Origin of the sequence: Scytonema sp. PCC 10023, from assembly GCF_963920835.1 — a bacterium.
GTDB lineage: Bacteria > Cyanobacteriota > Cyanobacteriia > Cyanobacteriales > Nostocaceae > Kalymmatonema.
The window spans coordinates 31,175-49,785 of record NZ_CAWUDP010000060.1 but is presented as its reverse complement, the minus strand read 5'-3'; the positions used below and the strand labels follow the sequence as shown (position 1 = coordinate 49,785).

Genomic DNA, 18,611 nt, shown 5'->3' with positions numbered 1-18,611 from the left:
CCACTAGCGCAATTGCATGTAGGCTGCTTCGGAAATGGCAGGAATTTCTGCGTAACGTCCCATCAGCGACTGTATAACAGAAAATACAACTGCTGCGAGCGTGCCCAGAAAAATCGTCGTATATAGAGTTTGAATTGCAAAACCACCAGCTGGAATTATCCCGATAAGTTGAGTTAAGATGCTAAACAAAAAGATGACAATGTCCAAAAGAATTGCCTGCAAGGTATTGAAACGAATAAAGTGACTAATATTTTCTTTCCTAACTACCAAAAGAAATAAAGCAAAGAAAATAATTAGTCCAGCAAAAGGGACGCCAAAGTAAATTGTGATCAATGGCTGAAGGGGTAGAAACAGCAATCCCAGAGGTGGAAACTGTGTGAACAAAAATTCGCCGTATCTAAAAACCTCGACTAAAGGAAGCAAATAAGGTAAACAAGCAAAAATCCGATCAGAAACCGTGGTAGACCCGCGCCAAGCCATCTTGCGTTCTCCTGTAGTTACAATTTAATAGTCACTTGACCCTACAATAACGCAGTTACTTGGTATTGCTGGTAGAACATCAGATTATTCAATATTTGCAACTCGAAAACCCATTAGACACTCATACTGGTCTGGCTGCTGTTCAGCAAGTTTGCGAATAACGTGACCGCAGTACAGTTTACCTTGACGCCACCGGGGTTGACCGCTTCCGTCAGCGAGTAAGCAAGATTGGCATACCTGTTGAGGAGCAAAAATTTGGTCGTCCATGAGAATCACTAGCATCCAATCCCTCCTGTCAATTCTGAATTATTACCTATATATGCCTTGGGGGAGAACGCTGGTCAGGGTAGCAGTGGATGTTGTAGCGGATGGTTTATCTGTCAATCCCAAAAATAACTTATCAGTTATATGCGTCATTTTATCGATTGTCAAATATGTTACATCCTTGTATATCATCCGTTGCTGAACCTTCCATGCTCAATGCAAGAAGAATGCCGCTAACTACAAATCAATTAAAATTGCTATATGGACTTTAATTAGATTGTATGTTGGCTGTTTGGGTTTGTAGTAAAAAGTAATACATAAATTAATTTATGCACCATAGTGGCAAGCAGCTATGGTTCATACAAGATAAGAGGAAAGAGCAAAATTAAATAGCTAAAAACTTTGCTAAACTTACTTATACTTATTTGGTGCAAGTAAGTTTTTATGTGGAAGGTAGGGGAATTTGCAAAACTAATAGGCGTTTCTCCATCTACGTTACGAAGATGGGAAAGCGAAAATCGAGTGATACCGGAAAGAACCCTGGGAAATCAACGGATTTACACGGAAAAGCATCTAGCGTTAGTGAAGAACCTGAAACAAGCAAATGTTCCTGTTAATGCCATTATTTATTGCCGAGTCTCGTCCAGTAGCCAAAAAGAAGACCTGTCTCGCCAAGTCATAGCGATGGAACAATTTTGTTTGTCTCAAGGCGTATCTATAACTGAGGTAATAAGCGAGATAGGCGGTGGACTTAATTTCAAACGACCTAAGTTCTTAAAAATCATTAAGAGCGCCATAGCTGGCGAGATTAGATTCTTGTACGTAGCGCACAAAGACCGTCTATGTCGCTTTGGGTTTGAATTAGTTGAGCAGATTATCCAGTGGAGTGGCGGAGAAATTATAGTTGCTAACGCCGAAACGCTTTCTCCCCAAGAAGAGTTAACAAAAGATTTGCTTTCAATTATCCACTGTTTTTCGTCTCGGTTGTACGGATTGCGTAAATATAAAACAAAAGTAAAGAAAATTGTTGATGGCATAGATCCGTGCGAGGAACCTGGTATACTTAAGTAAGTTTGACAAGGTTTAAAAAACTTTGGCTATGTACGCAATCAAACGAGAGTTAAAACTAAATAACAAAGAAGCCTCTCAAATGCTCGGCATAGCTGGATTTAAGAGAGTTGTTTACAACCTTGGACTAGACTTGTTAATCGCTAGTTGGCAGTTTCCAGGAGTAAAGGCAAGTGACTCTAAGCGAATAGATGCTATCAAGAAAGTGTTCACCCAGGTTACGATGCACAAGCGTGAAAACAGTTGGATGAAAAAGTATCCATCAACTGTTTATCAGTCCGCATTCATTGACTTAAAGAACGCCATTTCTCGCTGGCGAAAAGGATTGGGAGGATTCCCAAAAAAGAAATCAAAAAATATTGGAGACTCCTTCACTGTTTATAAAACAGCAGGGGTGTATCCAGAAAAAGGGAAACCTCCTGTGCCTTTCACTAATCGGGTCACAATTGAGTCTGGGAAACGGATTAAACTACCTGGATTAAAAACATTTAGACTCAAAGAACAAATTGGTTTTATCTGCAGTTCTCAGACTTTTACAGTGTCAAGGTCTGCGGATAAATGGTTTGTTTCTTTTGTTTTGGATGCAGAGAAAATACCCCCAACTATTCATGCTATAGAAAGAGCAGGAGTAGATTTGGGGGTAAAGTGCTTAGCAACTGTTAGTAATGGCAGTAAGTACGATATGCCTATTACCACTTTGAAAGCGAACACAGCGCTTGGTAAGTTACAGTGGCATAATCGTAATAAAGTACTAGGAAACAAAAAACTTCAAGTCCCAGCTTCTAACAAAGCTAAAAAGTACTACGTCAGATTATCTCGTCAACACCTGCGGATTTCTAACATCCGTCAAGACACGACGCAGAAAATGACAACTGACTTAAGCCGCAAAGTATACAACATTAGAATCGAAGATCTTAATGTTTCTGGCTTAATTGCAAATCACAAGCTGGCTGCTGCGGTTAGTAACAACTGTTTTTATGAAATACGCCGTCAGCTTGTCTATAAACAGGCTCACTACGGAACAAAAGTAGAGCTAGTGGATCGCTGGTATCCCAGTTCCAAAACTTGTTCTCGCTGTGGACATATTCAGGACGTAAAGCTTTCTGACCGTGTATTTCATTGCTCTAAATGTGGGCATTGTCAAGACCGTGACGAAAACGCGTCTATCAATCTTAAAAATGCCCCCACGGACAGAGTACGCTCGGCTTGAGCGGAATTTACGCCCGTTGACAAGAAGGAGCCGACTCCCTTGGTTGAAGCGGGAAGAAAACACTAAATCAAGTTTTACTAGGTTTAGATAAGTTTTTCGGAGCAGCGTTATGATTATTAACGCATTTATTGGTCTAGCATCCAATAATTAAGTAAGTCGGTAAATAAATGTCATAAGTCATGAGTTGTTAGTCATTAGTCAACAACTATATGGACTAGTGCGATTCGTTGATAACTGAATCACGGTAATCAGTCCGTACATAAGTTATCCAACCAGCAATGGTTGAACTCCAGACAAGGTGAAGGTGAAAGCCCTTCCCCTCAAGCTCAGAGGTGACTCCTTATCTGCCCACGCCGAGTAGACTCGGAATTCTACAGAGCGAAGCTGGGAACAGGGCGCAACCAGACAACCGTTATGGATTGACACTGGCGCTAACAGGGAGTACCCACGGTGAAACAGAACCTAAAAAAGCAACCTACATAGAGACAGGGCATAACACAAACCCCCTGAATTTGTCAGAGATAATCCCGCCGATGTTTAGTCCACAAGCGGCAGAGAGCAAGGGGTTCTGGCGGTTGAAATGGTTCCACCTAACGGTACAAATAATCTCATCTGGGGAACGAAGAAAAACGAATCAAAGGTCTTGAGGAGGTCGAACCTCAAGTAGGTCAGACGAGCGACGGAAACCCTTTGATTCGGGTAGGACAACCCGTAATTGGGTTGAGGTGTTCAGAATACACGAACCGGAGTCAGAGCATGATTAGGCACAGTATCAAAACTAGTGAATCTTGGAGCAAGTTACCGTGGAAGCAATTTCGCAAGAATCTGTTCCGCCTACAAAAGCGAGTGTATAAAGCAGTTCAAGTTGACGACAAGCCCAAAGCGCGGTCACTACAAAAACTGATTCTGAAATCCACCTCAGCAAGGTTACTGGCGATTAGACAAGTAACTCAGCTAAATGCTGGGAAAAAGACTGCGGGTGTTGATGGCAAAACGTCCCTCAACTATGAAGAACGCTTTGCGCTTGAGGAAAATCTCAAGACCAACTCTCATGATTGGCATCATAACAGATTACGAGAGATACCTATCCCCAAAAAGGATGGCAAAACTCGAATCCTTAAAGTCCCTACCATTGCGGATAGAGCATGGCAATGTCTTGCAAAATATGCACTGGAACCAGCACACGAAGCAACCTTCCACGAAAGGAGTTACGGTTTTAGAACAGGGCGTTCGGCACACGATGCCCAGAAAATCCTATTCCTAAATCTAAGCTCCAGAGTGAACGGAATCAAAAAGCGAGTTATTGAACTCGATATTGAAAAATGCTTCGACAGGATAAATCACACCACCATTATGGATAACCTCATTGCCCCAGCAGGCATGAAGAAAGGTATCTTCCGCTGCCTCAAGGCAGGTACAAATCCTGAGTTTCCTGAACAGGGAACTCCTCAAGGTGGAGTGGTAAGCCCACTTTTAGCTAACATTGCTCTCAATGGGGTTGAAGACATTCACGCGTCAGTCCGCTATGCAGACGATATGGTGATTATCCTAAAACCCAACGACGACGTAGAAGAGATACTTGGAAAAATTAGTCAGTTCCTTGCTGAAAGAGGAATGAATGTCAGCGAACGTAAGACCAAGATAACCGCTACGACAGACGGTTTTGATTTCCTTGGCTGGCACTTCAAAGTGCAAAGCAACGGGAAGTTCCGATGCGTCCCTTCAGTGGACAATTTCAAGACTTTCCGCCAGAAAGTAAAAGCCATCGTCAACAACTCGAACTATGGTTCCAAGATAAAAGCTGAGAAATTAGCCCCCTTGGTGCGAGGTTGGAGGAATTACCACCGCTACTGCAAGATGGATGGGTCAAGGTTCTCACTATGGCACATCAATCACAGGACGTTCACGGTATTCAACAAGGAATCCAAGAATGACCGTTACTCAAGCATAAACCTGCTTGACAAGGCATTCCCAGCGATTCCCTACTCCGAAAACAAACACGTCAACGTCAAAGGCAACAAATCACCCTTCGACGGAGACATCGCCTACTGGAGTGAACGTAACAGTAAGCTCTACGATGGTAAAACCTCTAAAGCCTTAAAACGGCAAAACCATTCATGCGGCCACTGTGGCTTAAAAATGCTAAGTGAAGAAAGAGTACATTTACATCACGTAGATGGAAATCACAGCAACTGGAAGGTTAAAAACCTACTGGCTGTACACGAAAGCTGCCACGATTACAACCACATGAGCAAAAGCGAAAGCGCTCGAACATCGGGAGCCGGATGCGGTGAAAATCGCACGTCCGGATCTAACAGAGAGGGACGGAGCATAATAGCTCCTCTCGACTCTACCTGGACTATAGACCATAGACTTTGGACACTTACCGACTGTTTTACAAATTTCCATAAGGATAGCTGAAGTGACTCTGACTAACTCAGATTTTCTTGCCTCCTCCGACCCTGCTGTGGCGGAGTTAATCAATCAAGAGCTGCAACGCCAACGCGACCACTTGGAGTTGATTGCTAGTGAAAACTTTACCTCTGCCGCTGTACTAGCAGCTCAGGGTTCCGTACTGACAAATAAATATGCAGAAGGATTACCTGGTAAACGCTACTATGGCGGTTGTGAGTTTATCGACAAAATAGAGCAGGTGGCAATTGACCGTGCCAAACAATTGTTTGGTGCTGCTCATGCCAATGTCCAACCCCATTCTGGCGCACAGGCAAATTTTGCAGTGTTTTTGACGCTGCTAGAACCTGGAGATAAATTCCTCGGAATGGATTTGTCTCATGGAGGACATTTGACCCACGGTTCGCCTGTGAATGTATCCGGTAAGTGGTTCGGTGCTTGCCACTACGGTGTCAATCAGGAAACAGAACAACTCGACTATGAGCAAATTCGAGAGCTGGCGCTTAGGGAGCGTCCAAAGCTTTTGATTTGTGGTTATTCGGCATATCCCCGCATTATCGACTTTGAAAAGTTCCGCAGTATCGCCGATGAAATTGGCGCATACTTACTGGCAGATATTGCCCATATTGCCGGTTTGGTTGCGACTGGTCATCACCCCAACCCTATTCCCTATTGTGATGTTGTGACCACAACGACACACAAAACTTTACGCGGTCCTCGGGGTGGCTTAATCTTGACCCGCGACCCGGAACTAGGTAAAAAGCTGGATAAATCGGTTTTCCCTGGTACTCAGGGTGGACCTTTGGAACACGTGATCGCTGGTAAAGCAGTGGCTTTTGGCGAAGCCCTGAAGCCAGAGTTTAAAGCCTATTCTGCTCAAGTGATTGAAAATGCTCGTGCTTTGGCTACCCAACTCCAAAAACGAGGTTTAAAACTAGTGTCAAATGGCACTGATAACCATTTAATACTAGTTGATCTGCGGTCTATCGGCTTGACAGGGAAGCAAGCAGATCAGTTGGTAAGTGGTGTCAATATTACCGCCAACAAGAACACAGTTCCCTTCGATCCAGAGTCACCATTTGTGACGAGCGGTTTAAGATTGGGTTCCCCAGCAATGACAACGCGGGGTTTGGGAGTCGAAGAATTTACGGAGATTGGCAATATTATTGCCGATCGCCTGTTAAATCCAGATTCAGCAGACATTGCCCAAGATTGTCAGCGACGGGTCAAAGCGTTGTGCGATCGCTTCCCCTTGTACCCTCACATAGAGATTCCGGTACCAGTGTTAGCGTGAAATTATAGTTAGGAATTAAGAGTTAGGAGTTATGAAGTCATAATTCTTAACTCTTAATTTTTTGATGTTTTCGTTTCTTGATGAGTCTGTAACCTTACATCTTGCACCTGAAAAATTGAATGTTCTTTAAGCACTAAGTATTAGACATACAGTGCTTGATTTTCCATAAAAAATCCATAATTAAAATGTATATTTATTTAGGCGCTTTTTAGTGAATCGTGGTTTATACGGTTAGGTGCAAGATATCAGTAACCTACTTGGCTTTCTTGTTGCTTGGGTTTTTATTAAAAATAATATGAATGGTTTGGAATTCAATTGTTAGTGGCGGTAAGATATGAGCTTCTCGGTCTTGCTTTTGTAGAACTGCATAAGTTAGTTTTGGTTCCACCTATAATAATATACAGGCAAGTTTTTGTTAGTTGCTTGATAGTTACTGTATGTGGTTTTTTCTGAGCCAGTGTATTAATACTAACACTTCCTCAAAATCATGAGTCATAACACATATGTCAAAAAAATTCTGGTATTAGCAGCCAATCCTACGGATACTGATAAGCTCCGGCTGGATGAAGAAGTGCGGGAAATTGATGAGGGATTGCGACGAGCTAATATGCGACAGCAGTTTAAGTTAGAGCAGAAGTGGGCTGTGCGATCGCGTGACTTTTATCGATCCATTTTAGATGAGCAACCTCAAATTGTTCATTTCTCTGGACATGGTGCGGGACAAGAGGGAATTGTTCTGGAAGATGACACAGGACAGCCAGCATTTGTACATGGAGATACACTCTCTAGTATGTTTGAGGTCTTTGCTACAACTGGTCTAGAATGTGTATTGCTCAATGCTTGTTACTCGGAAGTACAAGCTCAAGCAATTAGCCAACATATTAATTATGTAATTGGTATGAATCGGTTAATTGGAGATCGAGCAGCCATCAATTTTGCAGTGGCATTTTACGATACTCTAGGAGCTGGAAAAGATATAGAGTCTGCCTTTAAGATGGGTTGTTCTCAATTAATCAGTTTAGCAGAACACGAAACTCCAGTACTGAAAAAAAGACCAACTATTGTTTCAGAGCAGACAAATTTTCAACCTCATAAATCAGAAAAAAATAAATCAGAAAAAAATTCCTCTGTTGCATTATCGAGTCGTAATCAAAACAATATCCTAACTGTAGAAGAAGACTTTCACTATGATGTTTATGTCAGTTACATAGACGAAGAACCTGATGCAACTTGGGTGTGGGATACGTTATTACCGCGATTAGAACAGGCTGGTTTACGCATTGCTGTTTCTGGTGACGTTGAAACTCCTGGTGTTTCCCGTGTAGTCAACATTGAGCAAGGTATTACTCAGTCCAAACGGACTTTAGTTGTCCTGTCAGAAGCTTATCTGGCAGATGGGATGGCAGAATTTGAGAATGTTTTAGTACAAACAATGGGTATTCAAGAAAATAGTTACCGCTTGCTACCCGTCAAATTGGGAGCAATTGATCAAAATTGCCTACCCACTCGCCTGAGTATGTTAACAATATTAGACCTTGTGCATCCTCGTCGTGCGCAACGAGAATTTGACCGTTTGGTGAAATCTTTGCAAGAACCATTACCTCGGCGCTAAAGTAGCGTCCGCAATAGCTTTTAGATAAATTTCTCAACCACAGTTCATTTCACCCGGAGAGAGATCATGGTGCAAATGGCGAAGTATGAACTTTTTATCTCTTATTCCAATGCTGACCATGCTTGGGTAGAAGGTTACTTACTTGAGAGTTTGAAACAAGCAGGTATTTACTACTATAGTGAAGCAGCATTTGCTTTAGGTACAGTAAAACTACTAGAATTTGAGAAAGCAATACAGCAAAGCCAACGTACTTTGCTTGTCCTTTCTCCAGCTTACTTGGCAAATGGTTTTAACCAGTTTGTTGACTTAATAGCTCAGAGTTACGGTTTAGACACAGAAACTTGGCCAGTCATTCCCCTCATTTTACAGCCGATCCAACTACCGCCTCGGTTGAATATGTTGGTAAGGCTCAACGCTACCAATCAACAAGAACAGGAAGAGGCTATCCGTCGCCTTTGTGCAGACTTAAAGCATTCAGCACCTGCACCGTCTTTGAAACCGATCTGCCCTTACCCAGGGATTTTGTCTTTTAGCGAGGAGATGAGCGATCGCTTCTTTGGACGGGAACAAGAAGTGCAGGAACTTCTAGAACGCCTAAGTCAGCATCCTTTTATTGCGGTGATTGGTTCTTCAGCAAGTGGAAAATCCTCCTTGGTATTTGCAGGGCTGATTCCTCAGCTACGCCGCAGCGGATTGTTTGGTTCTGGAACGTGGATCATTCGTACTATGCGTCCTGGAGAAACACCCCTTGCAGCTTTAAAAACAGTATTGGGGAGTGATGATTTAAAAGAGCTAGCACCAGCTGTCACACAAGTTTTAGCGTCGCAACCCGACGCCCAACGACTGCTACTTGTTGTTGATCAGTTTGAGGAAGTGTTTACCCTTGCTGGACAAGAAAGCATACCTTTTCAAAATATATTGCTCCGTTTATCAATGCTTCCCAACTGTTACTTAATTTTGACAGTGCGAGCTGACTTTTACTCTGATATAATCGGTTCACCACTTTGGCAAAAGATTCAGTCGCATCGGTTGGAAGTCGTTCCTCTGGATCAAGACGGGTTACGCCAAGCAATTATTCAACCTGCCGAAAATGTCGGCGTGTTTGTAGAACCAGCTTTAGTAGACCACTTGGTAACAGATGCAGCAGGAGAACCAGGAGTTTTACCTCTGATACAAGAGACTTTAGTTTTGTTGTGGGAAAGGGTAGAACGGCGATTTTTACCACAGAGAGCTTACGAGGCATTGGTGCTATCTCGTAAAGCTGATGGTGATTCGGACGACAAGCTTACAGGATTGCAAGTGGCGATCGCTCGTCGTGCTGATGCAGTTTTGGCAGACTTAAGTGCAGAACAACAAGCTATAAGTGCAGAACAACAAGCTATTGCCCGGCGAATTTTTATGCGGTTGGTACAGTTTGGCGAAGGACGCGCTGATACTCGTCGTCAGCAGTCGGTTGATGCCTTACGCGCTGCGGGTGAAGCACCATTCCTATTTGACCAGACATTAAAACATTTGACAAATTCTCGGCTCCTAACACTGAGCGGCGAGCAAGAGAGCAGTAGTACAAAAGTGGATATAGCTCACGAAGCTCTGATTAGCGGTTGGCCTACTCTACAGCAATGGATTATGAAGCGTCGAGAGGCAGAACAGACTCGTCGGCGACTAGAAGCAAGAGCTCATGAATGGGTTCGTTTAGGCAAAGGCAATGGTGGTTTGTTAGATGAAGTGGAACTTGCAGAAGCGCAACGTTGGCTCAAAAGTGCTGATGCTAGCGAACTGGGTGTAGATCAAGTCCTCCCTGAATTAGTACAAACCAGTGAGTGGGCAATTCAAGAAGCCAAACGCCAAGAAGAATTTGCTAGACAGCGAGAGCTCAAGCAGGAAAGAAAAGCTCGTAAAGCGGCTCAGGTAACAATTCGAGTTGCACTGATAGCCTTAGTCTTAGTGATTGGATTTAGTATCTTTGCGGGTATTCAGTGGGACAATTCGGTAAAACAGAGGATAAATTCGGAAAAACAGAGCATCATTGCTACCAGTAAATACTCAGGAGTGCTCTCTAGCTCACATCGAGAATTTGAGGCTCTCATGGCAAGCCTAGAAGCCGGGGCAAAACTACAAGGGATATCGACGATAAAAAATGATCCTTATCTTCAGAGCGAGGTTTTACCTGCCTTACAGGAGGCAGTGTACGGAGTCAGAGAACGCAACCGCTTACAAAAGCATGAAGATGCTGTGCATAGCGTAAGTTTCAGCCCAGACGGTAAAACCTTAGCCTCTGGCAGTGCAGATAATACAATCAAACTCTGGAATCTAGATGGCAGTTTACGCAACACCCTTGAAGACCATAAAGGTATTGTTTATAGCGTGAGTTTCAGCCCGGATGGTAAAATCTTAGCCTCTGGCAGTGCAGACAATACAATCAAACTCTGGGATCAAGATGGCAGATTACGCAACACCCTTGAAGAGCATAAAGGTGCTGTGCATAGCGTGAGTTTCAGCCCGGATGGTAAAACCTTAGCCTCTGGCAGCGAAGACAATACAATCAAACTCTGGAATTATCAAGATGGTACTTTCCTCAAAACCCTACCAGGACATACTGGTGCAGTTTATGGTGTCAGTTTCAGTCCTGATGGTAAAACCTTAGCCTCCGCCAGTGCAGACAACACAATCAAACTCTGGAATCTAGATGGTGGTTTGCCCAAAACTTTAGCTAAAAATAACAGACCTGTTTTAAGCGTGAGTTTCAGTCCTGATGGTCAAATAATTGCTGCTACAGGTGAGGACGGTACAATTCAATTCTGGAACCGGGACGGTAAGCTACTCAAACGTCTGTATGAGAGTAGCGTCGTTCATCATGTGATCTTCAGCCCTGATGGCAAAACGATTGTCTCAGTCGGTGGTGACACCACTGTCAAACTTTGGAATCCTGACGGTTCAACACTGCAAATCTTCTACGGGCATAAAGATGGAGTTTATGGTGTCAGTTTCAGCCCCGACGGTCAAAAGATTGCTTCGGCTAGTGCTGATCACACTATTAAAATCTGGCATCGCGACAGTATTTTATTAAAGACCCTCCAAAAGCATAACGACGATGCCGTCGGTGTGGCTTTCAGCCCAGATAATCAGCTCATTGCTTCGGTTGGCGCTGACGATACCGTGCAACTTTGGCGGCGAGATGGAACTTTTATCAAAACACTTCCGGGACATACTGATTTAGTTCATGGTGTTAGTTTCAGCCCTGATAGCCAGACCCTCGCTACCGCAAGTTGGGATAAGACCATCAAACTTTGGAGTCGCGACGGGGCTTTACTCAAAACTCTGCCAGGGCATAGTGGTAGAGTCTATGGCGTCAATTTCAGCCCTGATGGTAAGATGATTGTCAGCGCCAGTGGCGATGGTACTCTCAAACTTTGGAGTCGTGACGGGGCTTTACTCAAAACTCTGACAGGGCACACTGATGTGGTTCATAATGCAAGGTTCAGCCCTGATGGTAAGATAATCGCTTCTGCCAGTCATGACAAAACTGTGAAACTCTGGAACAGTGACAACGGAAGTTTACGTGAAACTTTAAAAGGTCATACCAATTGGATTCATGATGTTAGTTTCAGCCCCGATGGTCAAACAATTGCTTCTGCTAGTCATGACACAACTGTGAAATTGTGGAATCTTAAGGGTGAACTGCAAAATACTATTACTGGTCATAGTGATAAAGTCTTGGGCGTCAGTTTCAGCCCCGATGGTAAGATCATTGCCTCATCTGGAGAGGACAAAACTGTCAGACTCTGGAGTCTGGATAGTGGTACTTTCGTTGCAACTTTGCGGGGGCATGGTGAATGGGTTCATAACGTGAGTTTTAGCCCCGATAACAAGACTCTAGCTTCTGCTAGTTATGACAATACTGTAATTTTATGGAATTTAGAGAATCTCGACAATTTAGATGCTCTTTTGAAGCGGGGCTGCGATTGGGTGCGGGATGATCTCAAAAATCATCCAACAGTTGCCCAAAGTGTTACTGGGGTTTCAACCGAGGAGTCTCGCCGACTTTGTTCTCAATAAAGTGATTAATCGTTAGTGGTGGATGATATATTTTGACGGCTCACAACTAACGATCCCATATTTTATGAGTGCAGAAATTATTTGTGTTGGTACCGAACTACTATTAGGAGATATCCTCAACAGTAATGCTCAATATTTGGCACAGCAGTTAGCTAAGCTAGGCATCCCCCACTACTATCAAACGGTGGTAGGAGATAACTCAGCAAGATTAAAACAAGTTATAGAAATTGCCAGCCAAAGAGCACAAATTCTGATTTTCACAGGGGGTCTTGGTCCGACACCCGATGACCTGACTTGTGAAACCATTGCTGATTTTTTTGGCGTTCCTTTGGTAGAACGTCCAGACATTATTGAAGATATTACCAGGAAATACACCCAGCGCGATCGCGTGATGACCCCCAGCAATCGTAAACAAGCTTTGATACCCCAAAGCGCAGAAATTTTACCAAACCCCACAGGAACAGCACCTGGTATTATTTGGCAACCGCGTCCGCAGTTAACGATTTTTACCTTTCCTGGTGTCCCCAGTGAAATGCACCGGATGTGGGAGGAAACAGCTGTCCCCTATCTCAAAAGTCAAGGTTGGGGCAAAGAAATTATTTACAGTCGGATGTTAAAGTTTTGGGGTGTTGCGGAATCTGCTTTGGCGGAAAAGGTTGCTTCTTATCTCAACTTACCCAACCCAACAGTCGCACCTTATTCCAGTAGAGGGGAAGTCAAGTTACGAGTTTCTGCGAAAGCCGTTTCAGAAGCACAAGCACAGGATTTGATTGCACCTGTTGAAAAACAAATTAAAGATATTGCTGGATTAGATTATTATGGTGCCGATGATGACACCCTTGCCTCAGTTGTAGGTGAATTGTTGCGTGCAGCAGGGGAAACTCTTTCTGTGGCAGAATCCTGCACGGGTGGCGGACTAGGGCAAATGCTGACGGAGATTTCTGGAAGTTCTGATTACTTTTGGGGTGGGGTGATTTCTTACGACAACTCGGTGAAAGAAAGGCTCTTGGGGGTGAACTCAGAAGATTTGGCAAAGTTTGGGGCGGTTAGTTCTGTTGTAGCAGAACAAATGGCTACGGGAGTGCGATCGCGTCTTTCGACCAGTTGGGGAGTGAGTATCACTGGTATCGCTGGACCAGGGGGTGGTACGGAGACTAAGCCTGTAGGGTTGGTTTACATTGGCTTAGCAGGACCAAATGGGGAAGTGGAAAGTTTTGAATATCGCTTTGGTGCTGCGCGGGGTCGTTCTTTAATTCGTCATGTAAGTGCGTGTACGGCGTTGGACAATCTGCGAAGGAAGTTGTTGAGTTAATAGAACTCTTGCATCTGGCTCTCTCAGTGTTGTATTTTGTCTATTCACACCTTATACTGAGTGAGCTTTTCTACGCCCTTTTCTGTTTTTAGTATTATCTCTCAGGCGCGGTGATTAACTTGCACTAGTACTGGGCGTTCAGGGTTATTCAAATTCAGTTTATAAAATTTGGTTCGTGCAGTGCGACCATTACCCTGTCTAAGAGTTAATAAAAAAGTTGCATTGTGGTCAGGTTCTTTTACTATTTGATAAATGTATTTATCTTGTATTTGTTGAGCATGGTTTAAATATTTCATTTGCATAAAATTAGATTGAGAAATACAAAAAACTGCTGCTCCATTATTAGCACGAAGGACAGTTAAAAAGTATTTTTTACGATTAGTTATAACCTCTAATGTTTTGAAGATATAGGTTGCATCATTGACTGGTGGACCTTTGAAGTTTTCTGTTGTTCTGGGGTAATAACGACAATTCTTATCGAATAAGGCTTCACCAGCAGATGCAGGTTTTGGTAAAAATGCAATGCTTCCAGCCAATAAACTTGAAGCTGTAAAGCAGACGGTGAAAAAATTTCGCAAACTAGCCATACCTGTAAAGTAGAAAAGTAGGGTGCATTAACGCACCCTACGCAGGATTAAATCATTTTCAATTTTAAATTTTGAATTACTTAAGCACCTTCGCGCAGCTTATCCAAAACGCCTCTATCTTCTAGGGTGGAGGTATCGCCGGAAACTTCTTGCCCCGCTGCCAGATTCCGCAGCAATCGCCGCATAATCTTACCAGAACGAGTTTTGGGCAAAGCGTCCGTAAAGCGAATTTCTCCCGGACGGGCGATCGCCCCAATTTCCTGTACAACGTGTTTTTTCAGTTCTTTACTCAGTTCTTCACTGGGGTTATTACCACCTTCCAAAGTGACAAAGGCAACTATCTCTTCCCCTTTGAGTTCATCAGGCTTGCCTACCACTGCGGCTTCAGCTACGGTGGGGTGCGAAACTAAGGCTGATTCAATTTCCATTGTTCCCAGTCTATGCCCGGAAACATTAATTACATCATCCACACGTCCCATCACCCAGAAGTAACCTTCTTCATCGCGTCTTGCCCCATCACCGGCAAAGTAGACATACTGCCCATCTTTCGGGGGGATGTGTTCCCAGTAGGTGCGACGGAAGCGTTCTGGATCGCCGTATACTGTTCGCATCATACCGGGCCAAGGATGCCGTACGACCAAGTAACCGCCTTCGTTGTCGCCTACAGGGTTGCCTTCTAAATCCACGACATCGGCTAAGATGCCAGGGAACGGACGAGTTGCGGAACCAGGTTTGGTGGGAATTGCACCAGGTAAGGGTGTAATCATGATACCGCCAGTTTCTGTTTGCCACCAAGTATCGACAATTGGGCAGCGATCGCCCCCAATCACTTTCTGATACCACATCCAGGCTTCTGGGTTAATTGGTTCACCCACGGTTCCCAGCAAGCGTAGGGAAGACAGGTTTCGTGCGTTGGGTAAGTGTTCGCCCATCTTGATAAAGGCACGAATGGCAGTAGGTGCGGTATAAAAAACGGTAACGCCGAGTTTCTCGATAATGTCCCACGTACAGCCAGGGTTAGAGGCACGAGGCGCACCTTCGTACATCACCGTTGTTGCGCCGTTGGAAAGAGGACCGTAAACGATGTAGCTATGACCCGTAATCCAACCTACATCAGCAGTACACCAGTATACATCTGTTTCTTGTAAGTCAAAAATCCATTTGGTGGTCATGTGGGTATATAAGTTATAACCACCCGTTGTATGTACAACGCCTTTCGGTTTGCCAGTGCTACCAGAAGTGTAGAGGATGAACAGCATATCTTCACTGTCCATTGGTTCAGCGGGACAATCTGCAGAGACACCTTTTTGCAAATCATGCCACCATTGGTCGCGTCCCGATGTCATATTGGTATCTTGTCCGGTACGTTTGACAACCACAACATTTTCTACACTGGGAACAGCGCCGTCGGCTAAAGCTTTGTCTACTTGTTCCTTGAGAGGTACAATTGCATCCTTACGCCAACCACCATCAGCTGTTACGACCAGTTTTGCTTGCGCATCGATTAGCCTGTCGCGCAAAGCTTCTGCACTAAAACCACCAAAAACAACGCTATGGGGTGCGCCAATTCTCGCACAGGCTAGCATGGCGATCGCCGCTTCGGGAATCATTGGCATATAAATGCCGACGCGATCGCCCTTTTTCACACCCAGTTGCTTCAGCACATTAGCGAACTGGCAAACTTCCCGATGTAGTTGGGCGTAGGTGAGGGTGCGCGAGTCGCCTGGTTCCCCTTCCCAAATAATGGCAGCTTTATTCTTGCGCCAAGTGGTGAGATGTCTGTCAAGACAGTTGTAAGAAATATTAATCTTACCGTTGACAAACCACTTAACAAAAGGCGGTTGCCAGTCTAGAATTGTGTCCCACTTTTGGAACCAGTGCAACTCTTGTTCTGCCAATTCCGCCCAGAATTTTTGGGGATCAGCTTTAGCTTTGTCGTAGAGGCGCTGGTATTCTTCCAAACTTTTGATCTGGGCTTTTTGGGAGAATTCTTGGCTTGGGTGGAATAAACGCTTTTCTTGAAGGATTGATTCTATCGTGGGTTGAGACATGATTGTTTGTGCAATTGGCGATGTGACTGAACACTATTGTGTACGCAGATTTACCAGAAAGTGTTTTGATTTTCGTTAAGATGTGCCAGTATTACAAACTTAATTGATACATAGCCACAATTTATCCAGCTAGGGCGCGATGCTCATGCCGTAACTCCTGCACCCGTGGACTTTCTTGCTCACTAGCGTACAGGGTTTTTTTTATAGCGTAAACGTAATCGCGGTAAAAGCCTATTATGTACGTACCATCAAACCTTTTTTCAACAAGAGCAATTCTTACATCATCTATGGTAGAGCCTGTCAGATTAGCTACTTTTTTAGCGAGGGTCTCTGGCAATTCAAAGTGAGCCTCAATAAACACGGGCTTCTCATCCATCGATCTAATTTCGTTGTACCGCTTGCGAGGATAATCTGCTGTTGGTTTAATTTCTCCATCTTTGGCGGGATTTAACTTCCAAAGAGGCAACAAAAGGTTTGTTTTACCAGATTCGTTAGTACCAATTAGTGAAGTTACGTTATCTACTTCAATCCAGCCACTATCATCTACAGAACGAAAATTTGTTACTCGAAATTTAAGTAGTATCATCATTTCTTGCATAAACCGTTACATTTACATATTTGGTTAATGAAATATCTAGCCCTGTAGGTATTAAATCCAAATACTTATTGAGTATACTAAGCGTGAAAATTTTCACGCTTAGTATAGCCCTTGCGTTGATATCACTCATTGATAGCAATACCGATATAGCTGAATAAATATCTCAACTGTTATCATCTATTTCATCTTCGATAGCTTCAGCCATCAAATCTTCTTCCTGTTCAATTTCATTCAACTCTTCGTCAGACACGTTGAGTTCTTTCTTCGCAAACACTCGCCTAGCCTTTCTGTCCAGAATTTCAACAATATTCGTCTTATCTGTTTTAATTGCTTCAATATCATCTTTTTGTAACAAAATCATATAGTAGCGGGATATTTCCATCATTCTGTATGCATATTGGTAAGCATCTCTTGTAAACTCACCAGTTGTTACAACCATTACCACGTCTGCCCCTGTAACAAATGTCAGCCCGATTTCTTTGGCTAAGACATCAATATCAACCTTGTTTGTGTTTTTGCATTGAATCTGCCATCGGCTATAAACAAACCTGTCTGAAGCCGCTAGGACATCTACTTCTCCTTTGCCATTTTCTCTACTACGCCATTTTGTAAAACGTAGACTGGTCAGGCGGATCATCCAGACTGCCAGAAGCTCTAAAGCTTTGCCTTTGATGTGTTTATCTGGATGATTTAAGTCATTTACAACATCATCAAAGTTGCGGTTGAGTTCAATCTCAGAAAGCCGGGTTTCATTAGCAATGGATTTTAGAAGGGGTGCTAATAGTTCAGACTGGGCTTTGCTGGTTAATCTGACGTTATTCGGTTTAGCCCCTCTACCACCTGTGGTTTTTTCTGTTTCTATCAAATCGAGATTTGCAAGAGGCTCAATAACGTCCTTGACCAAATTTTTCGTTGTGAGCCTAAGTTTATAAATACTCCTGGTATGTTGGGCAACTTTATTGGCTGGTGTAAATTCTTTTAGATCAAGGTTAAGTAGACTCAGCAGAAAATGTTTTTGTCCAGGAGTCAAGGTATAAAGCTCATCGATAAAATCTTTATTGATACCTAGAATCTCGGAAACGACATCCCAGTTTATTTCGTATTCCCGTTCAAAAACACCTGCCTGGGACAACCAACTTCTCATGGTGCTTGTGTAAATGGCATTGGGCGATATAGTATATCTCCTTTCCTGTAATTCATATGCTATCGACTCCAACTGTGGTTCTTCTCCTCTGGCATTAATTGCGTCGATAGCTTTCAATAGAGCCATGCCTGACAGATTATTTAATATGTGAGCCGCAAACCGTCGATTTACAAAAGAAGTATTGTTGGCATTAGATAAAATTTCGTCAGTAATAGGAGTGATTTTATATTGGCGTTGCTGTTCCAAATCCTCAATCAACTGATAGGCTCTGAGTGATAAGAAACAGTTCATTGCCAACTTGCTGATATTGTCTGACGAAGCAAGCCTGGATGATGCCCGTTTAGAATGTTGGGAAAAGTAGCGTTGGGCAATATTAGCTTCCAGTGTGTCCCGACTTGGTTGGCACTCTTTACATAATTCCAGAATTTCAACTAAAGAGAATTTGGCTGGCTCAAACTGATGTCCATAAGTAAACCTTTTTAATTTTTTAGACTCCATTGTGTAATTTCCGTAAAACATCTGA

14 protein-coding genes are annotated in these 18,611 nt (G+C 43.4%); 8 read left to right on the top strand and 6 right to left on the bottom strand.

The annotated features are described in order from the left end of the window. Positions 1-3: 3 nt before the first annotated feature. Entirely contained in the window at positions 4-480 is a 477-nt protein-coding gene (locus ACM0OZ_RS30330; RefSeq protein WP_414586550.1) for a Tic20 family protein, read from the bottom strand. A gap of 84 nt (positions 481-564) precedes the next feature. After that, positions 565-762 (bottom strand): hypothetical protein, encoded by a 198-nt coding sequence (locus tag ACM0OZ_RS30325; protein ID WP_073629826.1) that lies wholly within the window; start codon positions 760-762, stop codon positions 565-567. Between the two features lie 426 nt (positions 763-1,188). On the opposite strand from ACM0OZ_RS30325, the gene ACM0OZ_RS30320 reads away from it, so the two are divergent. The 8 genes from ACM0OZ_RS30320 (at position 1,189) to ACM0OZ_RS30285 (ending at position 13,708) form a co-directional block, all read left to right on the top strand. Continuing rightward, on the top strand, positions 1,189-1,815 hold the full coding sequence (locus ACM0OZ_RS30320) for an IS607 family transposase (protein ID WP_414586549.1): 627 nt from the start codon (positions 1,189-1,191) through the stop codon (positions 1,813-1,815). A gap of 28 nt (positions 1,816-1,843) precedes the next feature. Next, a complete protein-coding gene (locus ACM0OZ_RS30315; RefSeq protein WP_414586548.1) occupies positions 1,844-3,022 on the top strand; it encodes an RNA-guided endonuclease InsQ/TnpB family protein in 1,179 nt (392 codons plus the stop codon). Positions 3,023-3,354: 332 nt separating this feature from the next. Continuing rightward, positions 3,355-3,669 carry a hypothetical protein gene (locus tag ACM0OZ_RS30310; RefSeq protein WP_414586547.1) on the top strand — a complete coding sequence of 105 codons (315 nt, stop codon included), beginning with the start codon at positions 3,355-3,357 and terminating at the stop codon, positions 3,667-3,669. A gap of 109 nt (positions 3,670-3,778) precedes the next feature. Further along, entirely contained in the window at positions 3,779-5,443 is a 1,665-nt protein-coding gene (locus ACM0OZ_RS30305; RefSeq protein WP_414586546.1) for a group II intron reverse transcriptase/maturase, read from the top strand. 1 nt (position 5,444) lies between these two features. Further along, on the top strand, positions 5,445-6,728 hold the full coding sequence (gene glyA, locus ACM0OZ_RS30300; protein WP_414586545.1) for a serine hydroxymethyltransferase: 1,284 nt from the start codon (positions 5,445-5,447) through the stop codon (positions 6,726-6,728). A 487-nt stretch (positions 6,729-7,215) separates the two neighbouring features. After that, a complete protein-coding gene (locus tag ACM0OZ_RS30295) occupies positions 7,216-8,340 on the top strand; it encodes a TIR domain-containing protein (RefSeq protein WP_414586544.1) in 1,125 nt (374 codons plus the stop codon). 66 nt (positions 8,341-8,406) lie between these two features. Continuing rightward, complete coding sequence (locus ACM0OZ_RS30290; protein WP_414586543.1) at positions 8,407-12,396, top strand: eIF2A-related protein; 3,990 nt, start codon at positions 8,407-8,409, stop codon at positions 12,394-12,396. A 64-nt stretch (positions 12,397-12,460) separates the two neighbouring features. Next, a complete protein-coding gene (locus ACM0OZ_RS30285) occupies positions 12,461-13,708 on the top strand; it encodes a competence/damage-inducible protein A (protein WP_414586542.1) in 1,248 nt (415 codons plus the stop codon). Positions 13,709-13,809: 101 nt separating this feature from the next. On the opposite strand, the gene ACM0OZ_RS30280 is transcribed toward ACM0OZ_RS30285, so the two are convergent. From ACM0OZ_RS30280 to ACM0OZ_RS30265, 4 genes are all read right to left on the bottom strand, one after another. Further along, positions 13,810-14,295: a hypothetical protein gene (locus ACM0OZ_RS30280; protein ID WP_414586541.1), complete on the bottom strand. Its 486-nt coding sequence runs from the start codon at positions 14,293-14,295 to the stop codon at positions 13,810-13,812. Between the two features lie 80 nt (positions 14,296-14,375). Then, the gene (gene acs, locus ACM0OZ_RS30275; protein WP_414586540.1) at positions 14,376-16,346 is read right to left on the bottom strand and encodes an acetate--CoA ligase; all 1,971 of its coding nucleotides are present in this window, start codon (positions 16,344-16,346) and stop codon (positions 14,376-14,378) included. 121 nt (positions 16,347-16,467) lie between these two features. After that, a complete protein-coding gene (locus tag ACM0OZ_RS30270) occupies positions 16,468-16,935 on the bottom strand; it encodes an AAA family ATPase (protein WP_414586539.1) in 468 nt (155 codons plus the stop codon). A gap of 172 nt (positions 16,936-17,107) precedes the next feature. Beyond that, on the bottom strand, positions 17,108-18,586 hold the full coding sequence (locus tag ACM0OZ_RS30265) for a restriction endonuclease (protein WP_414586538.1): 1,479 nt from the start codon (positions 18,584-18,586) through the stop codon (positions 17,108-17,110). Between the last annotated feature and the right edge of the window lie 25 nt (positions 18,587-18,611).